Origin of the sequence: Labrenzia sp. R5_0, assembly GCF_017743835.1 — a bacterium.
GTDB classification, from domain to species: domain Bacteria; phylum Pseudomonadota; class Alphaproteobacteria; order Rhizobiales; family Stappiaceae; genus Roseibium; species Roseibium algicola.
This window is the reverse complement of record NZ_JAGHRK010000004.1, coordinates 519,389-537,921: the sequence shown is the minus strand read 5'-3', so window position 1 is coordinate 537,921 and position 18,533 is coordinate 519,389. Positions and strand designations below refer to the sequence as shown.

17 protein-coding genes are annotated in these 18,533 nt (G+C 60.2%); 6 read left to right on the top strand and 11 right to left on the bottom strand.

Annotation, left to right across the window (positions count from 1 at the left end; genetic code table 11):
• Position 1: 1 nt before the first annotated feature.
• Positions 2-988 carry a cobaltochelatase subunit CobS gene (gene cobS / locus J7447_RS22455; protein ID WP_023002805.1) on the bottom strand — a complete coding sequence of 329 codons (987 nt, stop codon included), beginning with the start codon at positions 986-988 and terminating at the stop codon, positions 2-4.
• Between the two features lie 67 nt (positions 989-1,055).
• On the bottom strand, positions 1,056-1,646 hold the full coding sequence (locus J7447_RS22450) for a DnaJ domain-containing protein (RefSeq protein ID WP_023002804.1): 591 nt from the start codon (positions 1,644-1,646) through the stop codon (positions 1,056-1,058).
• 179 nt (positions 1,647-1,825) lie between these two features.
• On the opposite strand from J7447_RS22450, the gene J7447_RS22445 reads away from it, so the two are divergent.
• Complete coding sequence (locus J7447_RS22445) at positions 1,826-2,089, top strand: BolA family protein (RefSeq protein WP_023002803.1); 264 nt, start codon at positions 1,826-1,828, stop codon at positions 2,087-2,089.
• Between the two features lie 518 nt (positions 2,090-2,607).
• On the opposite strand, the gene J7447_RS22440 is transcribed toward J7447_RS22445, so the two are convergent.
• From J7447_RS22440 to J7447_RS22430, 3 genes are read right to left on the bottom strand one after another with little or no spacing between them, the layout of a single operon-like run.
• Positions 2,608-3,948, bottom strand: coding sequence for an HlyC/CorC family transporter (locus tag J7447_RS22440; RefSeq protein ID WP_055659829.1), 1,341 nt, complete (start codon positions 3,946-3,948; stop codon positions 2,608-2,610).
• Positions 3,945-5,093 carry a 3-dehydroquinate synthase gene (aroB, locus tag J7447_RS22435; protein ID WP_023002800.1) on the bottom strand — a complete coding sequence of 383 codons (1,149 nt, stop codon included), beginning with the start codon at positions 5,091-5,093 and terminating at the stop codon, positions 3,945-3,947. The genes J7447_RS22440 and aroB overlap by 4 nt, the downstream gene beginning before the upstream one ends.
• 18 nt (positions 5,094-5,111) lie before the next feature.
• On the bottom strand, positions 5,112-5,759 hold the full coding sequence (locus J7447_RS22430; protein WP_023002799.1) for a shikimate kinase: 648 nt from the start codon (positions 5,757-5,759) through the stop codon (positions 5,112-5,114).
• Positions 5,760-5,916: 157 nt separating this feature from the next.
• On the opposite strand from J7447_RS22430, the gene J7447_RS22425 reads away from it, so the two are divergent.
• Both J7447_RS22425 and xerD read left to right on the top strand, forming a co-directional pair.
• Positions 5,917-6,060 (top strand): hypothetical protein, encoded by a 144-nt coding sequence (locus J7447_RS22425; RefSeq protein WP_167579543.1) that lies wholly within the window; start codon positions 5,917-5,919, stop codon positions 6,058-6,060.
• Positions 6,061-6,125: 65 nt separating this feature from the next.
• Complete coding sequence (gene xerD / locus J7447_RS22420) at positions 6,126-7,049, top strand: site-specific tyrosine recombinase XerD (RefSeq protein WP_055659832.1); 924 nt, start codon at positions 6,126-6,128, stop codon at positions 7,047-7,049.
• Positions 7,050-7,135: 86 nt separating this feature from the next.
• Here xerD and J7447_RS22415 read toward each other — a convergent pair whose 3' ends face one another.
• Positions 7,136-9,142: a methyl-accepting chemotaxis protein gene (locus J7447_RS22415; RefSeq protein ID WP_209171011.1), complete on the bottom strand. Its 2,007-nt coding sequence runs from the start codon at positions 9,140-9,142 to the stop codon at positions 7,136-7,138.
• 413 nt (positions 9,143-9,555) lie between these two features.
• Here J7447_RS22415 and J7447_RS22410 point away from each other — a divergent pair, with 413 nt between their 5' ends.
• A complete protein-coding gene (locus tag J7447_RS22410; RefSeq protein WP_209171010.1) occupies positions 9,556-11,184 on the top strand; it encodes an AMP-binding protein in 1,629 nt (542 codons plus the stop codon).
• A gap of 11 nt (positions 11,185-11,195) precedes the next feature.
• Here J7447_RS22410 and J7447_RS22405 read toward each other — a convergent pair whose 3' ends face one another.
• From J7447_RS22405 to J7447_RS22395, 3 genes are all read right to left on the bottom strand, one after another.
• Positions 11,196-12,314: a GNAT family N-acetyltransferase gene (locus J7447_RS22405; protein WP_209171009.1), complete on the bottom strand. Its 1,119-nt coding sequence runs from the start codon at positions 12,312-12,314 to the stop codon at positions 11,196-11,198.
• Positions 12,304-13,725: a lipopolysaccharide biosynthesis protein gene (locus J7447_RS22400; RefSeq protein ID WP_209171008.1), complete on the bottom strand. Its 1,422-nt coding sequence runs from the start codon at positions 13,723-13,725 to the stop codon at positions 12,304-12,306. Before J7447_RS22400 ends, J7447_RS22405 begins: the two co-directional genes overlap by 11 nt.
• 430 nt (positions 13,726-14,155) lie before the next feature.
• Entirely contained in the window at positions 14,156-14,554 is a 399-nt protein-coding gene (locus J7447_RS22395) for a YchJ family metal-binding protein (RefSeq protein ID WP_209171007.1), read from the bottom strand.
• 109 nt (positions 14,555-14,663) lie between these two features.
• Here J7447_RS22395 and J7447_RS22390 point away from each other — a divergent pair, with 109 nt between their 5' ends.
• Entirely contained in the window at positions 14,664-15,635 is a 972-nt protein-coding gene (locus tag J7447_RS22390; RefSeq protein WP_209171006.1) for an endonuclease/exonuclease/phosphatase family protein, read from the top strand.
• Positions 15,636-15,757: 122 nt separating this feature from the next.
• Here the strand turns inward: J7447_RS22390 and J7447_RS22385 are convergent, their stop codons facing one another.
• On the bottom strand, positions 15,758-16,123 hold the full coding sequence (locus J7447_RS22385; RefSeq protein WP_286189434.1) for a c-type cytochrome: 366 nt from the start codon (positions 16,121-16,123) through the stop codon (positions 15,758-15,760).
• 188 nt (positions 16,124-16,311) lie between these two features.
• On the opposite strand from J7447_RS22385, the gene ggt reads away from it, so the two are divergent.
• Entirely contained in the window at positions 16,312-18,057 is a 1,746-nt protein-coding gene (gene ggt, locus J7447_RS22380; protein ID WP_209171005.1) for a gamma-glutamyltransferase, read from the top strand.
• 74 nt (positions 18,058-18,131) lie between these two features.
• Here the strand turns inward: ggt and J7447_RS22375 are convergent, their stop codons facing one another.
• Positions 18,132-18,521, bottom strand: coding sequence for a hypothetical protein (locus J7447_RS22375; RefSeq protein WP_235814940.1), 390 nt, complete (start codon positions 18,519-18,521; stop codon positions 18,132-18,134).
• Positions 18,522-18,533 lie beyond the last annotated feature (12 nt).

Below are 18,533 nucleotides of genomic sequence, written 5' to 3'. Positions count from 1 at the left end.
CTCAGCTCATGACTACGTTGACGGAGGATTCCGGCAGATCTTCACCGAAGCAACGCTGATAGAACTCTGCCACCAGTGACTGTTCCATGTCGTCGCACTTGTTGAGGAAGGTCAGACGGAAGGAAAAGCCGACATCGCCGAAAATCTGGGCATTTTCCGCCCAGGTAATGACCGTACGCGGGCTCATGACCGTGGACAGGTCGCCGTTGATGAAGGCGTTCCGGGTCATGTCCGCCAGGCGTACCATCTTGGAAACGGTGTTGCGGCCTTCGTCCGACTGGAAGTGCTTGGCCTTCGACAGAACGATATCCACCTCGTTGTCATGCGGCAGGTAGTTCAGCGTGGTGACGATCGACCAGCGGTCCATCTGCGCCTGGTTGATCTGCTGCGTGCCGTGATAAAGACCGGAAGTATCGCCGAGACCGACCGTGTTGGCGGTGGCGAACAGCCGGAAGGCGGCATGCGGACGGATGACCCGGCTCTGGTCGAGCAGCGTCAGGCGGCCGGAAGATTCCAGGATACGCTGGATCACGAACATCACGTCCGGACGGCCGGCGTCGTATTCGTCGAAGACCAGCGCGACATTGTGCTGATAGGCCCAAGGCAGGATCCCGTCGCGAAACTCGGTAACCTGCTTGCCGTCCTTGATCACGATCGCGTCCTTGCCGACCAGATCGATACGGGAAATATGGCTGTCCAGGTTGACGCGGATACACGGCCAGTTGAGACGCGACGCCACTTGCTCGATGTGGGTCGATTTACCGGTACCGTGATACCCGGTCACCATCACGCGCCGGTTATGAGCAAAACCCGCCAGGATCGCCAACGTGGTCGCGCGGTCGAACAGGTAGTCTTCGTCACGCTCGGGCACATGTTCTGACGGCGCGGAAAATGCAGGTACCTTGAGGTCGGACTTGAAACCGAAAACCTCTTCTACGGAAATTTCAGTGTCCGGCATGGCCATGGCCGCAGTCGTCGTCTCAGTCATCAGTCCTCCGCAGTCCCGGAAGTTCGGGAAGGGTCGTTTGGGAAAAGCCGGCAGGACCCTGCAGGCTCTAAAGGAAACCGGCTTTTTTCAGAACGTTATACGCCTGAATGATTTCCCGCAGGCGGTCTTCGGAAGACCTGTCACCGCCATTGGCATCCGGATGGTTCAATTTAACAAGCTCCTTATAGCGCGCTTTGATTTCGGCGCCACGGGCTGTGTAAGGCAGATTGAGCACATCCAGGGAACGTTTTTCAAGCGTTAGTAGCTTTCTTTCGCGCGGGCGCCGAACTTGCTCGGTGCGCCGCTGCGCATTGGAGCGCATGCTGGAGCGGGCGTCGAACCCGTCCGGCCCCTCGGCTGCCTGCCGGTTTACGCCCATTTTCCAGGTCGGCCGGTGCCCCGTCAGACTGTCCTTCTGATAGGTGCGCACGTCGTCGTCGCCCATACCTGTAAAATAGTTGTAGGACTTGTTGTATTCGCGCACATGGTCGACGCAGAAATTGAAATACTGCCCCTCCCGGTCACGCCCTTTCGGCGCCCGGTGCGTGCCTGGCCGCTTGCAACCCGGATGGTCGCACGAAGGATGGCGGTCCTGTTCCACCCGTTCCTTGTCCGGTTTCACACGGATGCTGTCGAAGAGTTTTGAGTCCAGTTTCATGCGCCGAAATATTGAAGTGTGAGGGCCGACGGGCAAGCCGCAGGCCGTTGCATTGTCCCGGTATCCAAAGTTAATTTCCCCGCACCGGATTTCGGAAGTCGAAGAGCCCGGCACTGTATCAGGCAGGGCCGGACCACGAAAGACTTGAACTTCGAAAACAGCTACGCCAAGTGAGACACATGAGCACAAAGCAGACGATCACCGACAAACTCTCCGCAGCCTTCTCGCCGTCTTTTCTGAACGTCATCGACGAGTCGGAAAAGCACAGGGGCCACGGTGGCTGGCGCGAGGGCGGCGAAACCCACTTCCGGGTACAGATCGCCGCAGCCGCTTTCGAAGGCATGAACCGGGTTGCACAACATCGAGCGATCAACGAGACGCTCTCCCATGAACTGGCGACCACCGTGCACGCTTTAGCGATCGAAGTTCAACGCCCAGAATGAGATTCGCTTAATTACCCCGATGGATGAACTAAGACAAACAGCAAATTACATAAGCTGCCTCACGGTAGTTATATGTTTATTTTTAGTATATTCGGCATCAATGCTGATCTACGATCTACCGTTCTCATTTAACGAAATACTTTTACACTACGGATGCTTATCACTCGCCGCAACTTTCAGCCTGTTTCTGATTTTCGGAAACGTGAAAAGATATTTCATTGTCAAAACAACCCTTAGCGCGATTTCAACGAAATATCTCTTGCGCTGCTGCGTGTTGTTTCTATCTACCCTGATCGTATTGGCAGCAATAACAGAGCTTCTTACTCTTTTCGAGGTCACCAATATCGCTCTAGCCAGCATATTTTTTTCTTCAGTTCTACTTGTATACGCCGTACTTAGCAGAGCAATCCTGAGATTTGTTTTCTTACGCACTCTATAAGTTAACAGATGCAAGCATCCACAAGCACAGCTGAAGACAACACGCGCCCCTTAACTCGCTCAACGATCAAGCGCCTTGCTCAACCGCCCGCTTTCGCAGCCGCGCCCGCAACGGCCTGGGCAGCTCCGGCCGGCATCTTGACGCCGGGTATCTGGCCAAGCGGCATGATGCGCAGCCGCGTGATGCGGTTCTTCTCCCGCCGCAGCACCGTGAAGCGGAAGCCGTGGAAGGTGAAGATCTGGCGCTCGTCCGGAATCATCCGCGCTTCGTGAATGACCAGACCGGCGATTGTGGTCGCCTCGTCGTCCGGCAGGCTCCAGTCGGCAGCGCGGTTGAGGTCGCGAATCGGCACCGAGCCGTCGACAATCACCGAGCCATCAGCTTGCGGCCGCAGGCCTTCCAGCTCCACGTCGTGCTCATCGGCGATCTCGCCGACGATTTCTTCCAGAATGTCTTCCAGCGTGACCAGGCCCATCACCTCGCCATACTCGTCAACCACGAGCGCGAAATGGGACTTGTGCCGCAGGAATGCATTGAGCTGATCCTGAAGCGAGGTCGTGTCGGGAACGAACCAGGCCGGGGCAGCGATATCCAGAACGTTGATCTTCGCAGCATCGCCACCGGCCGCCTGCAACGCACGCAGCAGATCCTTGGCATGCAGCACGCCGACGAAATTGTCGCTCTCCCCGCGCCAGAGCGGCAGGCGGGTATAGGGCGATGCCAGAGCCGCGTTCACCAGCTTGTCCGGCGCATCGTCCGCATTCAGCGCCACCATGTTGGTGCGGTGGACCATCACGTCCGAGACTTCCAGTTCCGCCAGGTCGAGCAAACCGCCGAGGCGGTCGCGCTCACCCTTTTCCAGGCCACCTTCGATATGCTGCAGATCGACGGCGCCGCGCAGTTCCTCATGCGGCGACAGGATCGAGGTGTCGTCGCCGATATTGACGCCAACCAGCTTCAGGATGTTGCGGACAATCCACTCCACCCCGACCACGATCGGGCCGAACACGGCCACCACGAAGCGCACGATCGGCGCCACCGCCAGCGCAAACCGCTCCGGATTCGAAATGGCCCAGGTCTTCGGCAGCACTTCGGCAAAAACCAGAACGAGGGCGGTCATCACCAGGGTGGCAAGCGCAACGCCAGCGTCGCCGAACAGGGACAGGAACACACTGGTTGCCAGCGCAGACGCCAGAATGTTGACCAGGTTGTTACCCAGGAGCAGCGCGCCGATCAGACGTTCCCGGTTGGCGATCAGCAGGCTGACCACCCGGGCGCGCCAGTCGCCGGTTTTTTCCATCTGGTGCATGCGCGCACGCGATGCGGCGGTGAGCGCCGTTTCCGAACCGGAAAAGAAGCCGGACAGGAACAGGAGAACGAAGATGGCGACAATCGCCAGCCAGAGAGCCGTTTCCGTCATGCCTCGAGTTTCTCCTTCAGGAAGTCAGAGACCAGTGCGGGATCGACGCCTTTTTCGACAAAGGCTTCGCCGATACCGCGCGTCAGAATGAAGGTCAGCGCCCCCCGGCTGACCTTCTTGTCCTGCGCGATGATATCCATGAGCGTTTCAGCCGGCGGCAGCTGACCGGGGATGTCCTGCACCCGCACGGGCAGGCCGACATCGCTCAGATGCTTATGGACACGTTCGACGGTGTCCTCACCGATCAGGCCGAGGCGCTGAGAGAATTCATGTGCCAGCATCATGCCGATGGAAACGCCTTCGCCATGGACCAGACGCTCGGTCTCGTAGGCGACCGCCGATTCCAGGGCGTGGCCGAACGTGTGACCCAGATTGAGGAGCGCCCTGCGGCCGGATTCCAGCTCGTCGGCAGCAACCACATCCGCCTTTGCCTGACAGGACCTTGCGACGGCCTCGTCCCGCTCCGCGCCACCTGCAAAAACCGCCTGCCAGTTGGTCTCCAGCCAGGCGAAGAAATCCGCATCACCCAGGAGCCCGTATTTGGCGACTTCCGCATAACCGGCGCGGAAGTCGCGCAGCGGCAGCGTATCCAGAATGGCGGTATCGGCCAGCACCAGGGCGGGCTGGTGGAAAGCGCCGATCAGGTTCTTGCCATGACGTGAATTGATGCCGGTCTTGCCGCCGACGGAACTGTCGACCTGGGCAAGAAGCGTGGTCGGCACCTGAATGAAGGCCATGCCACGGCGCACGGCCGAGGCGACAAAGCCCGTCAGGTCACCGACGACACCGCCGCCAAGGGCGACAACCGCGTCGCCGCGCTCCAGCCGGGCGGCCAGAACCTCGTCGCACAGGCGCTCGAATTCGCGGAAGCATTTGGTGCTTTCGCCTGCCGGCACCGTGATGGCGGTGTGCTCCAGACCGGCGGCCTTGAGGCTCTGCGAAAAAGCCTTCAGATGAAGGCCCGCAACGGTTTCATCGGCAACGACCGCAAGACGCGCACCGGGCATAACGGCGGCGATTTCCGCTCCCGCTCCTTCAAGCAGCCCCCGACCGATCTTGATGTCGTAACTGCGCGCGCCAAGATCGACCCGGACGATCTTCTCGTCCCGGCCCAACAATGCTTTTGCCACTACCGTGTCTACCATGCCGTCACGCTTCTAAATTCAGGTCATTGATGTTTGCGCGGCGCTGGTGGCCTCGCGTTCGAACAGGTGATCCGCAAGGGTGGCGACGATCTGATCGACCACCGCCTCATGCGGAACGTCCTTGGAAGTGACCGTCAGCGCCGCCTTGGCATAGACGGGCTCGCGGTCAGCCATCAGCTTGCGCATCGTTCCCTCGGGATCGGGGTTCTGCAGCAGCGGACGCGTGGATCTGCGCCGAACCCGTGCCATGACCGTGTCGAAATCGACTTTCAACCAGATGGACAGGCCAAGCTCGGCGATTTCCGCCCGCGTTGCCTCGCTCATGAAAGCGCCGCCGCCCGTTGCCAGCACCTGCGGTCCTTCACGCAGAAGACGGGCGATCACCCGTTCTTCACCGCTGCGAAAATAAGGTTCGCCGTGTTCAGCGAAAATTTCCGCCACGCTCATGTTGGCCGCGCGCTCGATTTCGGTATCGGCGTCGACAAATTCAAGGCCCAGCCGGTGCGCCAGCCGCTTGCCGACGGTCGACTTGCCACAGCCCATGATTCCCACCAGAACGATGGACCGATGCCCCAGGGCAGCTACCAGGCGGGCCAGATCAACGGGTTTTACGTCTGTCTCCGCGGATCCTCCTTCGGAAGACCGCGCCTTGTCGTGTTCTGTCATGGCGGCGTTTTAGCATATTCGTCAAAAAAGACACGGGGGAACTCCGCCTGCCGGACTGCTGCTTTGCCTTGCATGCGCCCCCGCCTTGTTGAAACAATCGCCTATCCGATTCGCTTGCCCGTGAGCGGACCGACGCCCTGACCTGGAGACAGCCGACGTGCCGACCCTGACCCGCCTGTTGCTCGTGCTGCTGCTGCTCGGCGCGCTCGGTTATGGCGCGATCTACTCCCTGGCCAACCTTGTCGATCCGCGTGAACGGGAAATCGAGGTTAGGGTGAAGAAAGACGGCTTCGGCCGCTAGCGCACGCTTTCAAATGGCGGGTTATCAACGGGACAAGTTTCAGGTCCTTTGCGAAGGCATACGCAATGGCAACCGGTTTCGATCTTGAAAACTTCCTCGAAATGCTGGCCGCCGAACGCGGCGCGGCAGAAAACACGCTGGCCGGATACCGCCGCGACCTGGAGGATTTTTCAGGCTTCCTCGGCCGAAAGATGCTTGCATCAGCGCAATCCGAAGACATTTCGGCTTACCTGGGCGATCTCAACCGGCGCGGATTTGCCGAGACCTCGCAGGCAAGACGCTTGTCCGCGCTGAAGCAGTTCTACAAGTTCCTTTACGCGGAAGGCTCCCGGGAAGATGACCCGACCCGCACACTGTCCGCCCCGAAAAAACGCGCGAGCCTGCCCAAGGTGCTGTCGATGGAAGACGTCGACAGGCTGATCGAAACCGCCAGGGCGGAAACCGAAAAGCCCCAGAAAAGCGCGGCGGCACGCTTGCGTACGCAGCGCATGTACACACTTATCGAAGTGCTTTATGCGACCGGCCTGCGCGTTTCGGAACTGGTTGCCCTGCCGGTTACCGCTGCGCTCCGGGACGCCCGCCTGATCGAAATCAGGGGCAAGGGCGGCAAGGAGCGGCTGGTGCCGCTGTCCCGCGCTGCCCAGGCTGCCATGAAGGACTACGTCGGTCTGCGTGCTGCCGAAGGGGCATACGAAAAAAGCCCGTGGCTGTTTCCCTCCCATGGCGACAGCGGACACCTGACGCGCCAGCATTTTGCACGAGACCTGAAGGACCTTGCCGTCGCCGCCGGTCTCGATGCCGGCAAGATTTCCCCGCACGTGCTGCGCCACGCATTCGCTTCCCACCTGCTGCAGAACGGTGCCGACCTCAGAGTGGTGCAGCAGTTGCTGGGCCATGCGGACATTTCCACGACGCAGATCTACACCCACGTCCTGGACGAGCGCCTGCGCGAACTGGTGGAAAGTGCACATCCCCTTGCGAAGAAGTAATTCTTTCCGCAGCCACAACCTCGCGAAAGACAAAAAACCAGCCTTCCTGGCGGAAGGCTGGCCTTGTTCGTCGTGATGTCGCGCGGTCAGGCCGCGCGAACACCGGAAAGGAAGTTGGAGATCTCGCTGCGGATAAGGGCTGCCTGTTCGGACAGCGACGTTGCCAGGATCTCGACCTCGCCGCCGGTTGCCCGGGCGTGTTCGGTGGCAGAACCGACCGCGGTCATGCATTCGGCCCCTTCATGCGAGCGGGTCGAGGCATCGACCACGTTCTTGGCGATGGATTGAACCGCGGCATCCTGCTGGATGACGGCCGATGCCACGGCCGAGGCCAGGCCTTCCATTTCGGAAATGATACCGGTCACCTCATCGATCGCTTCAAGCGCATGGCTGGACGACATCTGGATTGCTTCCACCTGGCTGGAGATATCTTCTGTCGCACGCGAGGTCTGGTCCGCAAGCTGCTTCACTTCGGCGGCCACGACCGCAAAGCCCTTGCCGGCCTCGCCTGCCCGGGCAGCCTCGATGGTAGCGTTGAGCGCCAGGAGATTGGTCTGATTGGCAATATCGCGGATCAGCCCCATGACTTCGCCGATCCGGTCGGCCGCGCGGGACAGTTGCCCCATGGTCTGGGACGTGCCTTCCGCGCTGGCAACCGCCTTCTTGGCCACCGTCGTGGAGTTTGACGCCTGGTTGGAGATCTCGTTGATTGACGCCGCCAGTTCCTCGCTGGCCGATGCGGCCGAGTTGACGTTTTCAGCAGCCACGCGCACGGCGTTGCCGGCCCGGTCCGCCTGCTGGGCAACATCGTCCGCCGCGGCTTCGACGGCGGCAGAGGTCTGCGTCAGGTCAGAGGTAGACCGGTCGAGACTTTCCAGAGCTTGCCCGACCGTTGCCTCGAAATTGGCGATCAGTGATTCAAGACGGGCCACACGGGCGTCGCGCTGCGCGTTTTCTTCTTCCGATGCGGCCGCGAGGCGCTGCCGTTCGACAGCGTTATCCTGGAAAACGGAAACGGTGCGCGCCATGGCGGCGATTTCGACACTGCCTTTGGCGGCCGGCAGATTGACGTCCACATGCCCGGACGCCAGTTCTTCCATGGCGTTCTGGAGACGCGAAAGCGGATTGGCGATCGACCGGCCGATGAGCATTCCGGCCAGGACGCCGGATACCAGGAAAGCGGCGATCACGCTGACGACGGCGAGGGTCGAGTAGGCCCGGACGGTTTCAAGATCCTGCTCGGCTGCCAGTTCGGCGTCGCGCGCGGCGTTGTTGAGCGCTTCCAGGCGTGGCGGCACGAGATCGAACAGCGTTTCCAGAAGTTCGATCGACTTGTCCTTTTCGGCGACAGCCGCCGTATAGGCGTCAAACGCTTCCCGGTAGATCGCCATCTTGGTGCCAACGTCTTCCTTGATCTCGTTCGGCAGATAAGCCTTCTTCAAGAGGCGCTCATACCGACCGAATGCCACCTCGAAGTTGCCGAGGGCAACGTCGTTGCGGTCGAGAATGAATTTCTTTTCCGACAACTGAACATCGAGCATGGTGGTGACCATCTTCTCGAAGTCCGGACCGCCACCGAAGCGCATTTCCTTCTTCAGGCGCTTCAGCACCTCGTCGGCGTTTTCGCTGAGAGTTGCTCGAAGGCCTGTTTCGGAATTGAAGCCGATTTCCCGCTGAACTGTATTGAGCGACGAAAAGGCACCCGACGCACCGTCAAGCGTGTCGCGAACGTCTGCGATCTCCGCATTGAAGGCTGCGGCAACAGGCTTGGCGGAGATGTCATCCAGAACCCCATGCGCCTCACTGAGCTTGGCCTCGAAAAGTTCGTGATCCTTTTCCTCCGGCCGCGCCAGGTAGCCCTTGCCGATGTTGCGCATGCCGTTCGCAATATCTGAAAGATCAGCGACGCTGCGAGCCAGTCCCGCGCTTTGATCAAGCTTGTTGAAGGCTCCGGCCACCTCGTTCTGGCTCCACCAGAACACCCCGCCGATCGTCAACATGCCGATTGCGGTCAGAAGGCTTAGAGAAAGGATTTTCAGTTTCACGGAAAGCGCGCCGACACGAGCGAGCGCGGACTGCCCAAACATCTTCATGGATCTACAGGTCCCCAGCCGGACTATTTTTTATCCTGGCGGGATTTTGATCCTCATAAGTTAAGGAAATCTCGCATTTATTAGTGAATACGTTGCTACCGGATGCTGATTTTCTCACCACAAAATCGCAGTCAAAGGCCAACCGGAATGGTGGCGTTATGCCCCTGTTTCACGCAGGCGGGCGTTAACGATTTCAGGACCATCGCGCATGGCTGACCCACTCGGACAATCGATAATTTATAAGGAATAATGACAGTATAAGATTTTATTACAGCCACACTTGCCGGCGTGTTTCAGAAGCCCGGTTAAGGATTTCATCGCTGCTTTCAAAGGATGGATTTCGGCTCTATTGCGCTGCAGCAATGACCGCCCTACACTCCGCTGCTCAAAATTGAAGCACCGGACGCTCTGAAATGCTGCAGCCTACTGGCAACTACGACGCGCTGAGAGAGACATTCCGCTGGCCTCGGCCCGCAACCTACAACATGGCCGCAGCCGTCAGCGATGAATGGGCTGCGAGAGACCCGGAGCGCCTCGCGATCCGTCAGGTTCTCGAGAACGGTTCCTGCCGGGACTGGAGCCATCTTGCGCTGAACCGGGCGGCCAATCGCCTTGCCAACGCCCTTGAAGGCCTCGGGCTCAACCGTGGCGACCGGGTTGCCCTGCTTCTGCCGCAGATCCCACAAACCGCCATCGCACATCTGGCAGCCTACAAGACCGGCGCAATTGCAGTGCCTCTGGCAGCCCTGTTCGGACTGGAGGCGCTGCGCTACCGGCTCTCAGATTCCGGCGCCCGCGTTCTGGTGACTGACACGGCCGGCCTGGCAAAACTAGCGGAAATCCGGTCCGACCTGCCCGGCCTCGACCTGGTGATCTCGGTCGACGGACCGGAAACCGGCGTGTTCGGATTTGACGATCTGCTGGACAAGGCGTCCGACACCTACCGGACCCTTGCGACCACACCCGACGATCCGGCTTTGATGATCTACACATCCGGCACCACGGGGCAGCCCAAGGGCGTGTTGCATGGCCACCGGGTGCTGCTCGGCCATATGCCCGGCATCGAGCTTTCGCAGAATTTCCTCGGCCGTGAAGGCGACTTGCTCTGGACGCCCGCAGACTGGGCCTGGGCAGGCGGCTTGCTGAATGCGCTGTTTCCGGCTCTGTCTCTCGGTGTGCCGGTGGTCTGCCACGCGTCTCGCAAGTTCGACCCGGAATTCGCCTTACATCTGCTTGAAAGACAGAAGATCCGCAATGCCTTCATTCCACCGACGGCTTTGAAGATGCTGCGCGCTGTGGAGCGTCCGGCCGAGCGCTTCGACCTCACCTGGCGCAGCGTCGGCTCTGCCGGAGAATCCCTCGGCAGGGAAACCTATGACTGGTTCGCTGCGGAATTCGGCTTCAACGTCAATGAATTCTATGGCCAGACGGAATGTAACGCGGTGCTTGGTTCTGCGGCCGCCCTTGGCGTCAGCCGCTCTGGCGCCATCGGCAAGGCAACGCCTGGCCATCAGGTTGCGATCATCGACGATGAAGGCAATGAGCTGCCGGCAGAAACCCTCGGCCAGATCGCCATCCGCCGGCCGGACCCGGTAATGTTCCTGGAATACTGGAACAAGCCGGAGGCGACGCGGGAGAAGTTCATCGGAGACTGGATGATCACCGGCGACCAGGGCCTGATGGACGAGGACGGCTACGTCCATTTCGTTGGCCGCGACGACGACATCATCACCTCGGCAAGCTACCGGATCGGCCCAGGCGAGATCGAGGATTGCCTGCTGAAGCATCCGTCGATCGCGCTTGCCGCGGCTGTCGGCAAACCGGATCCGCTGCGCACGGAAATCGTCAAGGCCTTCATCGTCCTGAAGCCGGGCACGGAAAAAAGCGCGGCTCTGGAAAACGATATCCGCACTTTCGTCCGCGAACGTCTGTCGGCGCATGAATATCCGCGGGAAATCGAATTCGTCACCTCGTTGCCCATGACCACCACCGGCAAGATCATTCGCAGGAAATTGCGGGACCTGGAGAGCGTTGAAGGCTAGCTTCGCCTGTTTCAGGCGCGCAGGCGCTTTCTCAGCGTCCGTGCGGCTCGGCGCAGGGCTTGTTCAAGCTTCAGGTCCGTCTTGCACATCGACCGCTTCAGGCCATCGGCAAAAAGCATCGTGCCGGTTTCCAGCCGGCCTCGCCACAAGGGCTCGATCATCGAATGCCCGGGAATGGCCAGGGAATCCGCTCCCCTGAAGCCAGGAATGGCAAGATTGATCTTCAAGGCCTGCAGCGCGATCTGGGCTCCGGGAGAATAGCGGGCAAACTCCTCGTCAAAGGCGATCTTCCAGGAATACACCTTGCCGGACTGCTGAAACAGCACCAGGGCGGCAACCAGTGTCTGTCCTGACCAGAGCTGATCGATCCGGACCCCGTTTCGACTTGCCAGATTGGCGACGGCCGTGCGGGCAAAGTCCGCCGTCCCGGACTGACTGCCCAGCGCGGTTCCGGACCGGCCCTTCCAGCCGGAGGCCTCGAGCTCCAGAAAGGCTTCGAACCCGGCAATGGCATCAGATCCGGACAGACTGCGGAAGGAGGTCTTGCCGTGGTCACCCATCCGGCGCATCAGCCGGCGCATTTCCTTGCGCCTCTTGCCGCTGTCAGCCTCGGCAAGTTGTGACTTGCCTGTCGCTCCGGCGCCGTGGCTCGCCCGGAAGGACTTCGCCAGAACCGACTTCTTTCCCGCGCCCACCGCCCTCAAGCGCGTTGCCGACTGAGAATGAAGCGGCAGATAGGGGATAGCGAGCGCATTCCCGGGCTCTCTGGCGGCATTGATGAATGCGGCGATTGCCTCGGCACTTGCGTCCGGGTGGATCAGCGGTGTTCCGAGCGGCGCGTATTCGCTTGCCCAGGTGGTGTTGACCGCAACGGCCAATCCAAAACGACGTCGGCCGACGGGGGCCGCCACCAGCCAGCGGCCACCCGGCCGCTCCCGGACCACGACAAGTCGTACCGCCTGTTTGCTCATCTTTTCCAGAAAAGGACGAAGGAAATCCGGACCAAAGAAAGGGTTCGGACTGAGGGCAGCCGCACAAAGCGTCTGCCAGTCCTCAAGCGGTATGGCGGCGCTCAACGGATCGAGGGACAAGACCTCGAGCTGCACGGAAGAGAGCGTATCATTGGTCAACCGGACGGTTCCTGGCGAAAAGCAAGGGCAAAACGAACGTCGTGATATTGAGCTTCCGTTTTGCCACAACCGCAAGGGCAGTGGCCTCAAAAAGGATCGCAAGACTTGTGGCAATGGCCGCTCCGGCAAGGCCGAGCAGCGGGATCAGAACAAGATTGAGGACGACATTGAGAACAAATGTCCCGGCATAAATGCCGGCGCAGGTGTTCTGGTGCCCTGTCATCGTCAGAAGCGCGTCGGCCGGACCGACGGATGCGCGCGCAAGCACGCCGATCATCAGGAGGGCGATCAGCTCGTAGCCGCTTTCAAAGTCGCTGCCGAAAAGAGCAAGCAGAAGCGGCGCGATCAGAAGCAACCCAACGCCCGCGGCCACAGACGGCCAGAAGGTCCAGAGAGTTGCCTGCCGCATGTAACCGGCAAGCCCCGAAAGATCCTGATTGTGGGTGTAGCTGGAGAAGCGATGCGCCGAGGCGGCCCTTACGGCGAAATAGACAAAATGCACCAGCGCCAGGGTTCTGGATGCAGCGAAATAGACCGCAACCTCGTCCGGATCCTGAAAGAAACTCACCATGATCACGTCAGCACTGGTGATCAGCTGCAGAAAACCGTCGACCATCAGCATCGGCATGGATACCGCCAGCCAGGATCTGAACTCGACCTTGTATGGCCCCTTCGGAACGCGTGGGCCCAGCCGCCTGCGAAGATGCACAAACTGGTAAAGCGCGACCAGCGCGGTTGCCACGACGGCCACGATGGCAGCTGTCAGCGCATCGGGCCGAAACCCGGCCAGAACGGCACCGACGAGCAGGAACAGGATCGCCAGCGGCCGCCAGATATAGGTTGGCAGCATTGCCAGCGACGACCAGTCGTAGCTGCGCGCGATACCGTCCTGCACCAGTCCGAAGGCAAAGAAGGGCAGCGCCAGCAGGACGACCGACAAGGGCTGGAAATAGGACGTATCAATAAGCGGGCGAAACAGGGCGAGACAGCCGATTCCGATCACCGCCGCAGCTCCCCCGAGAAAAAACGCCATTTGCCGGCTCGTTCGCAAGAACCCGCGCAGGCGCGCCATATCCCGGTTCTGCAGATATTGCGGGATGAACCTGCTGGCAGAGGTGGAAAAGCCGCCGCAGGCCATGACACCCAGAACGATCACGAAAGTCCAGGCAACCGAATAGAGGCCATAGTCATGCGCCCCCAACAGGCGCGCGAGCACGATTTGCGACAGATAGGCGAGCGCTGCACCGGCGATCCGCACCGCAAAGGTCGATACCGCCATCCGGCCCGCAGCGTGCCGTTCGCTTCCACTTCCCTTCAGGAACTCCAGGATCTGATCAGCACCTTTCCCCAATCCCAGAGGCGAGGCGATGCCTTGCAAACGCTTGGTCCAGGAGTTGGCGGAAAAACGCACGTAGGGGTCCCTTATGAGTACTCTTCCGTATTTGTGACATGAGTGACTTAATATTCTATGGCGATCAGTCAAACGCAGCCAGCAACGTTTCACAGATGTGTGAGGACGATGGAAAGTTGGTCAAGACGTTGATTTTACCTTCTATCCTGCCAATTCCGTTCTCAGCGTTCGAACATCCATGAAGACAGCTTCCCTGCTTGACATCGGCACCGGGAATCATGCTAATGAGAACAAATAGAGAACGAGATTCGATTCGACCCTGTCGACCACCCTCGGCTGACCCTGCCGCGGGCTTTCCCGATCTCCTTGTTGCGGATGTTGAGGGCTGCCTCCCCTTCTATCTGCAAATTGGTCCGGTCCCTGCTCCCGCCGCCAATCGCAGGGACCGGACGATTTTTTTCAAAGTCAAAAATGAAGACAGCCAGCCGACCTATTCCGGCACGGCCTCCACGTAATACCAGCGACCGCTTTTCTTGCGAAAACGGCTCAGTTCGCGGTGCACGTGAAGCTTGCCGCCGGACAGGTATTTTGCCTCGAAAAGAACGGTGCCGTCCCTGTCGGCAGGCCCGCCCTTGTCGGTGGCCAACACATTGAGGCCCGTCCAGTGGCTTTCCGCCGCCCAGCGCGCGGTGCCTTGCGCATCGAAACTCGGCTGATACTTCGGCCAGAGCGTTTCCTTCAGATACGGAATGAGTTGCCGGACGTAAGCACTGTAACGCGAGCGCATCAAGGCCTCTGCGGTTTCGGGCAGGGCCTTTCCGGCAAGATAAGGTTCACAGCACAGATCGAACCCCTTGCCGCTGCCACAGGGGCATCCCTCTCCGCTCATTTGCCTCTCCCCGTCTTTGGTTGGCTCATTCCTGCATCTGCGCTCTCTACCACTTGGCCCGATGCGCGGCTATGGTTTCAGGTACGCTTTCCAGCTTCGGGCCTGCTGAATGAGACTTGCCACTTTCAACATGGAATCCTTTGGTGCGGACCGGCACGATCCGGACGCACTGACACCTCGGCTGGACGCGCTTCGGCCAAAGATTCTGGAGCTTGAGGCCGACATCCTTTGTCTGCAGGAAGTCAACGCGCAGAAACGGAAAGGTGTCTCAGCACGGCAGTTCCAGGCGCTGGAACTTCTTTTGGAGGGAACGCCGTACGAGAAATTTCACCGGGCAACCAGCGAACGACCTTCGGGGAAAGGTCCCGGCGACCGCCATAACCTGGTGGTTCTCTCGCGCTTTCCGATAACCAGGTGCTTAAGTCTTTACCAGGCACATGCCCACCCGCCTCACTGGCAGCCCAAAACCGCTGTACCGGCCTATCGCAGCCCGCAGACGATCCTGTTCGACAGGCCCGTTCTGCAGGTGGAAATCGACATCGGCACCGGCCGCCCCCTGCACGTCTTCTGCGTACATTTGCGGGCGCCAATCGCCGCGATGATACGCGGCGGCAAGGCAGAGGACCGCACGTGGACATCCGTTTCCGCATGGGCGGAAGGGTATCAGCTATCAGTGTTGAAACAGACCGCCCAGGCACTCGAACTGCGCCTTGCGGTGGAAGACCTTTTCGATGCAAACAAGGATAGCCAGATCGTCCTGGCGGGTGATTTCAACGCGACCGGGGAAACCGGAACCTTGAGGCTGCTGCGCGCCGACCCGGACGACACCTGTTCGCCGCAACTTGCCGCGCGCCGCCTCTACCAGCTGGACGCTTCATTGCCGCCGGAAAAGCGCCAGACCGTCATTCACAAGGGCAAGGGACAGGCTCTGGACCACATTCTGGCCAGCGCATCCGTCGCCCACCGAACGGTTGACTTCAAGGTGTTCAATGTCGGTCTTCCGGATGAAGTCTTCGACGCGGATGAAGACGCCTATGCCGGATCCTTCCACGCCGCGATGCTGGCCGAGTTCGAGTTTTAAGGGGCCAGTGGCAAATCTTGCGGTGCCCCTAGACCACGTCCTGACGAGGCACGAGTGCGCAGTCTCGAAGGACGAGCTTCGTGCCCCACCCCTTGCAACGAGGTCTAGTGTAGCGAAGAACCTCAGGGCGCCAGGGATTCGATGTAGCTGGCGAGATTGGCGATTTCGATGTTGCCGAGGGTCATGTTCGGCATTTGCGGATGGGGATCGGCAAGGAAGGTCGCAAGTTTTTCTTCCGTCCAGCCGGGATCCTTCGCAATGTCGTAAAAGCTTGGCAGCGACGCGCTGGAGGCGCGATCCTGGTCTTCGGACACGAGGTGGCAGGCAGAGCACCATTGCAGCGCCAGCGCTTTGCCGGCAGCAGCATCGCCCGCCTCAGCTGCACTCGTACCGGAGAGGGCGGCGACGGCCATAAGAGTGGCCCCACCCAGGAATGATCGCACACCCGAATGGAGACGCGGTTTCGAAACGGCAATTGCCTTGCTCATGAATCCTCCTTCAACCAGTCGCGTTCTGGCCCACGTGCAGCTTGTCCCTTCAAGACTGCAGCCTATCTGATCATCTAGCCTTGCGCTGAATCAAGAACGACTTAAAGTTGTCGGACAGAGCGCCACGCCCGTTGCGCGTCCTGCCCTCCACTTGCCAACTCCCGCCATCCAGGCGACCGGAGAGACACATGAAACATCTTTTCAAATCCAGCTTTGCCGCGGTTTCCCTGGCGACCGCCCTTGTTGTCGGCATCGCGGCACCTCTCGCTGCGCAGGATTCGCCGATCTATTCGCTGAAAGACCGCTTCCAGCCTGAAACGGCGCAGAACGGCATGGTTGCCAGCCAGGAAGCCGTCGCAAGCCGCGTCGGTGTCGACATCCTGAAGAAAGGTGGCAACGCAGTCGATGCCGCCATAGCCACCGGCTTCGCGCTTGCCGTCACGCTGCCGCGCGCCGGCAACCTGGGGGGCGGTGGTTTCATGATGATCCACCTAGCGGACAGCGGCGACACCAAGGCGCTCGACTATCGGGAAATGGCACCTGCCGCAGCCTTCAAGGATATGTTCCTGGGAGAAGACGGTGAACCCGATAACCAGAAATCCCGCTTTTCCGGTCTTGCTGTCGGTGTGCCGGGCACGGTCGCCGGCTTTGCCGAGGCCTTTGAAAAACACGGCAGCGGCAAGCTGACCTGGGCAGAGCTGGTCGCACCTGCCATTGGCCTTGCGGAAAATGGCATCGAAGTGACACCGGATCTCGCGGCATCGCTGACCGCATCCGCAAAACGCCTTCTTCAGGACCCGGCCACCGCCGCGATCTTCTACAAGACCGGCGGCCTGCCGTTTGTACCGGGCGAGACACTCAAGCAGACGGATCTTGCCGCAACGCTGAAACTGATCGCCGACAAGGGGGCAGCCGGGTTCTACACCGGTGAAGTTGCCGAAAAGATCGCACAGAAAGTAACTGCCTCCGGAGGCGGCATGACCACGGAAGACCTGGCCGGATATAAACCGATCTGGCGGAACCCCGTCGTGGGCAGCTACCACGGCTACGAAATCGCATCGATGCCCCCACCGTCTTCCGGCGGCGTGCACATCGTGCAGATCCTCAACATGCTGCAGGGCTATCCGCTTGCCGAATATGGTCCGAATTCCGCCGACAGCATCCACGTGATGGCCGAAACCATGCGGCGCGCCTACGCGGACCGTTCCAAGTATCTGGGCGACCCGGATTTTGTCGATGTTCCGGTAAAGGGTTTGACCGATCCGGCTTATGCCGCTGAACTGGTGAAATCCATCAAGATGGATGTGGCAACGCCTTCCGAAGAGGTGAAGCCCGGCGATCCTTTCCCCTATGAAAGCAACCAGACCACGCATTATTCCGTTGTCGACAAGGACGGCAATGCGGTCTCCAACACCTACACGCTGAACTTCTCCTACGGCGTCGGCCTGACCGCCGACGGTACGGGGGTCTTGCTCAACAATGAACTGGACGACTTTTCCGCAAAGCCCGGCGTGCCCAACGCCTATGGCCTCATCGGCGGAACGGCCAACGCGGTTGAAGGCGGCAAGCGGCCACTTTCGTCCATGAGCCCGACGTTGGTGTTCAAGGACGGCAAGCTGTTCCTTGCCACCGGTTCGCCCGGCGGCAGCCGTATCATCACCACCACGCTGCAGATCATCCTCAACGTCGTCGATCACGGCATGAACATCGCCGAGGCGACAGCTGCTCCGCGCATCCACAATCAGTGGCTGCCGGATGAAATCCGCATCGAGGAAGGTCTTTCTCCGGACACGATCCGCTTGCTGGAAGCCCGTGGGCACAAGGTGGAAGTCAAGAACGCCATGGGGTCGACCCAGTCGATCATGCTCGTTGACGGTGTTCTGGCGGGAGCTTCCGACCCGCGGCGCCCCGGCGCGCTTTCCGCCGGCTACTGAGGCACCAACAGCCTCCGCATTACCCCGGGCGCGCTAGGAGCGCCCGGATTTTTTTATGGCTCTCCGGTCGAGGATTACTTTCTCGACCCTGTTTCTGTCGCCATTGCAACCAGCTGCGCAAAGCGCCGATCGAGGGCAACACGCTCATCTGCCGGCATATCCGGCCAGACAATCTGGCTGCCGACAAAAGCCGCGTATTCGATTTTAGCAACATCTGCTGCAAGCGCAGGCTCCATCCCTCCAGCTTCGTAGAGCCGCGCGACAAACCCGGTTCGCAAATCATCGACGTCCCGGACGATCTCCTGCGCCCGAAGGTCTGATTGCGCGAATTGGCGCACGGCCTGCTCCAGTCGGTGGTCCAGACGATTGGCGAGATCCGACAGCTTCCGCGCCCGCAGATCCCCCTTTTCGGCCAGTGTCTGTTCAGCAATGTCGAGCGTGTGCCGCTGTTTCCAGGCAAGCATCAAGGCTTCGAC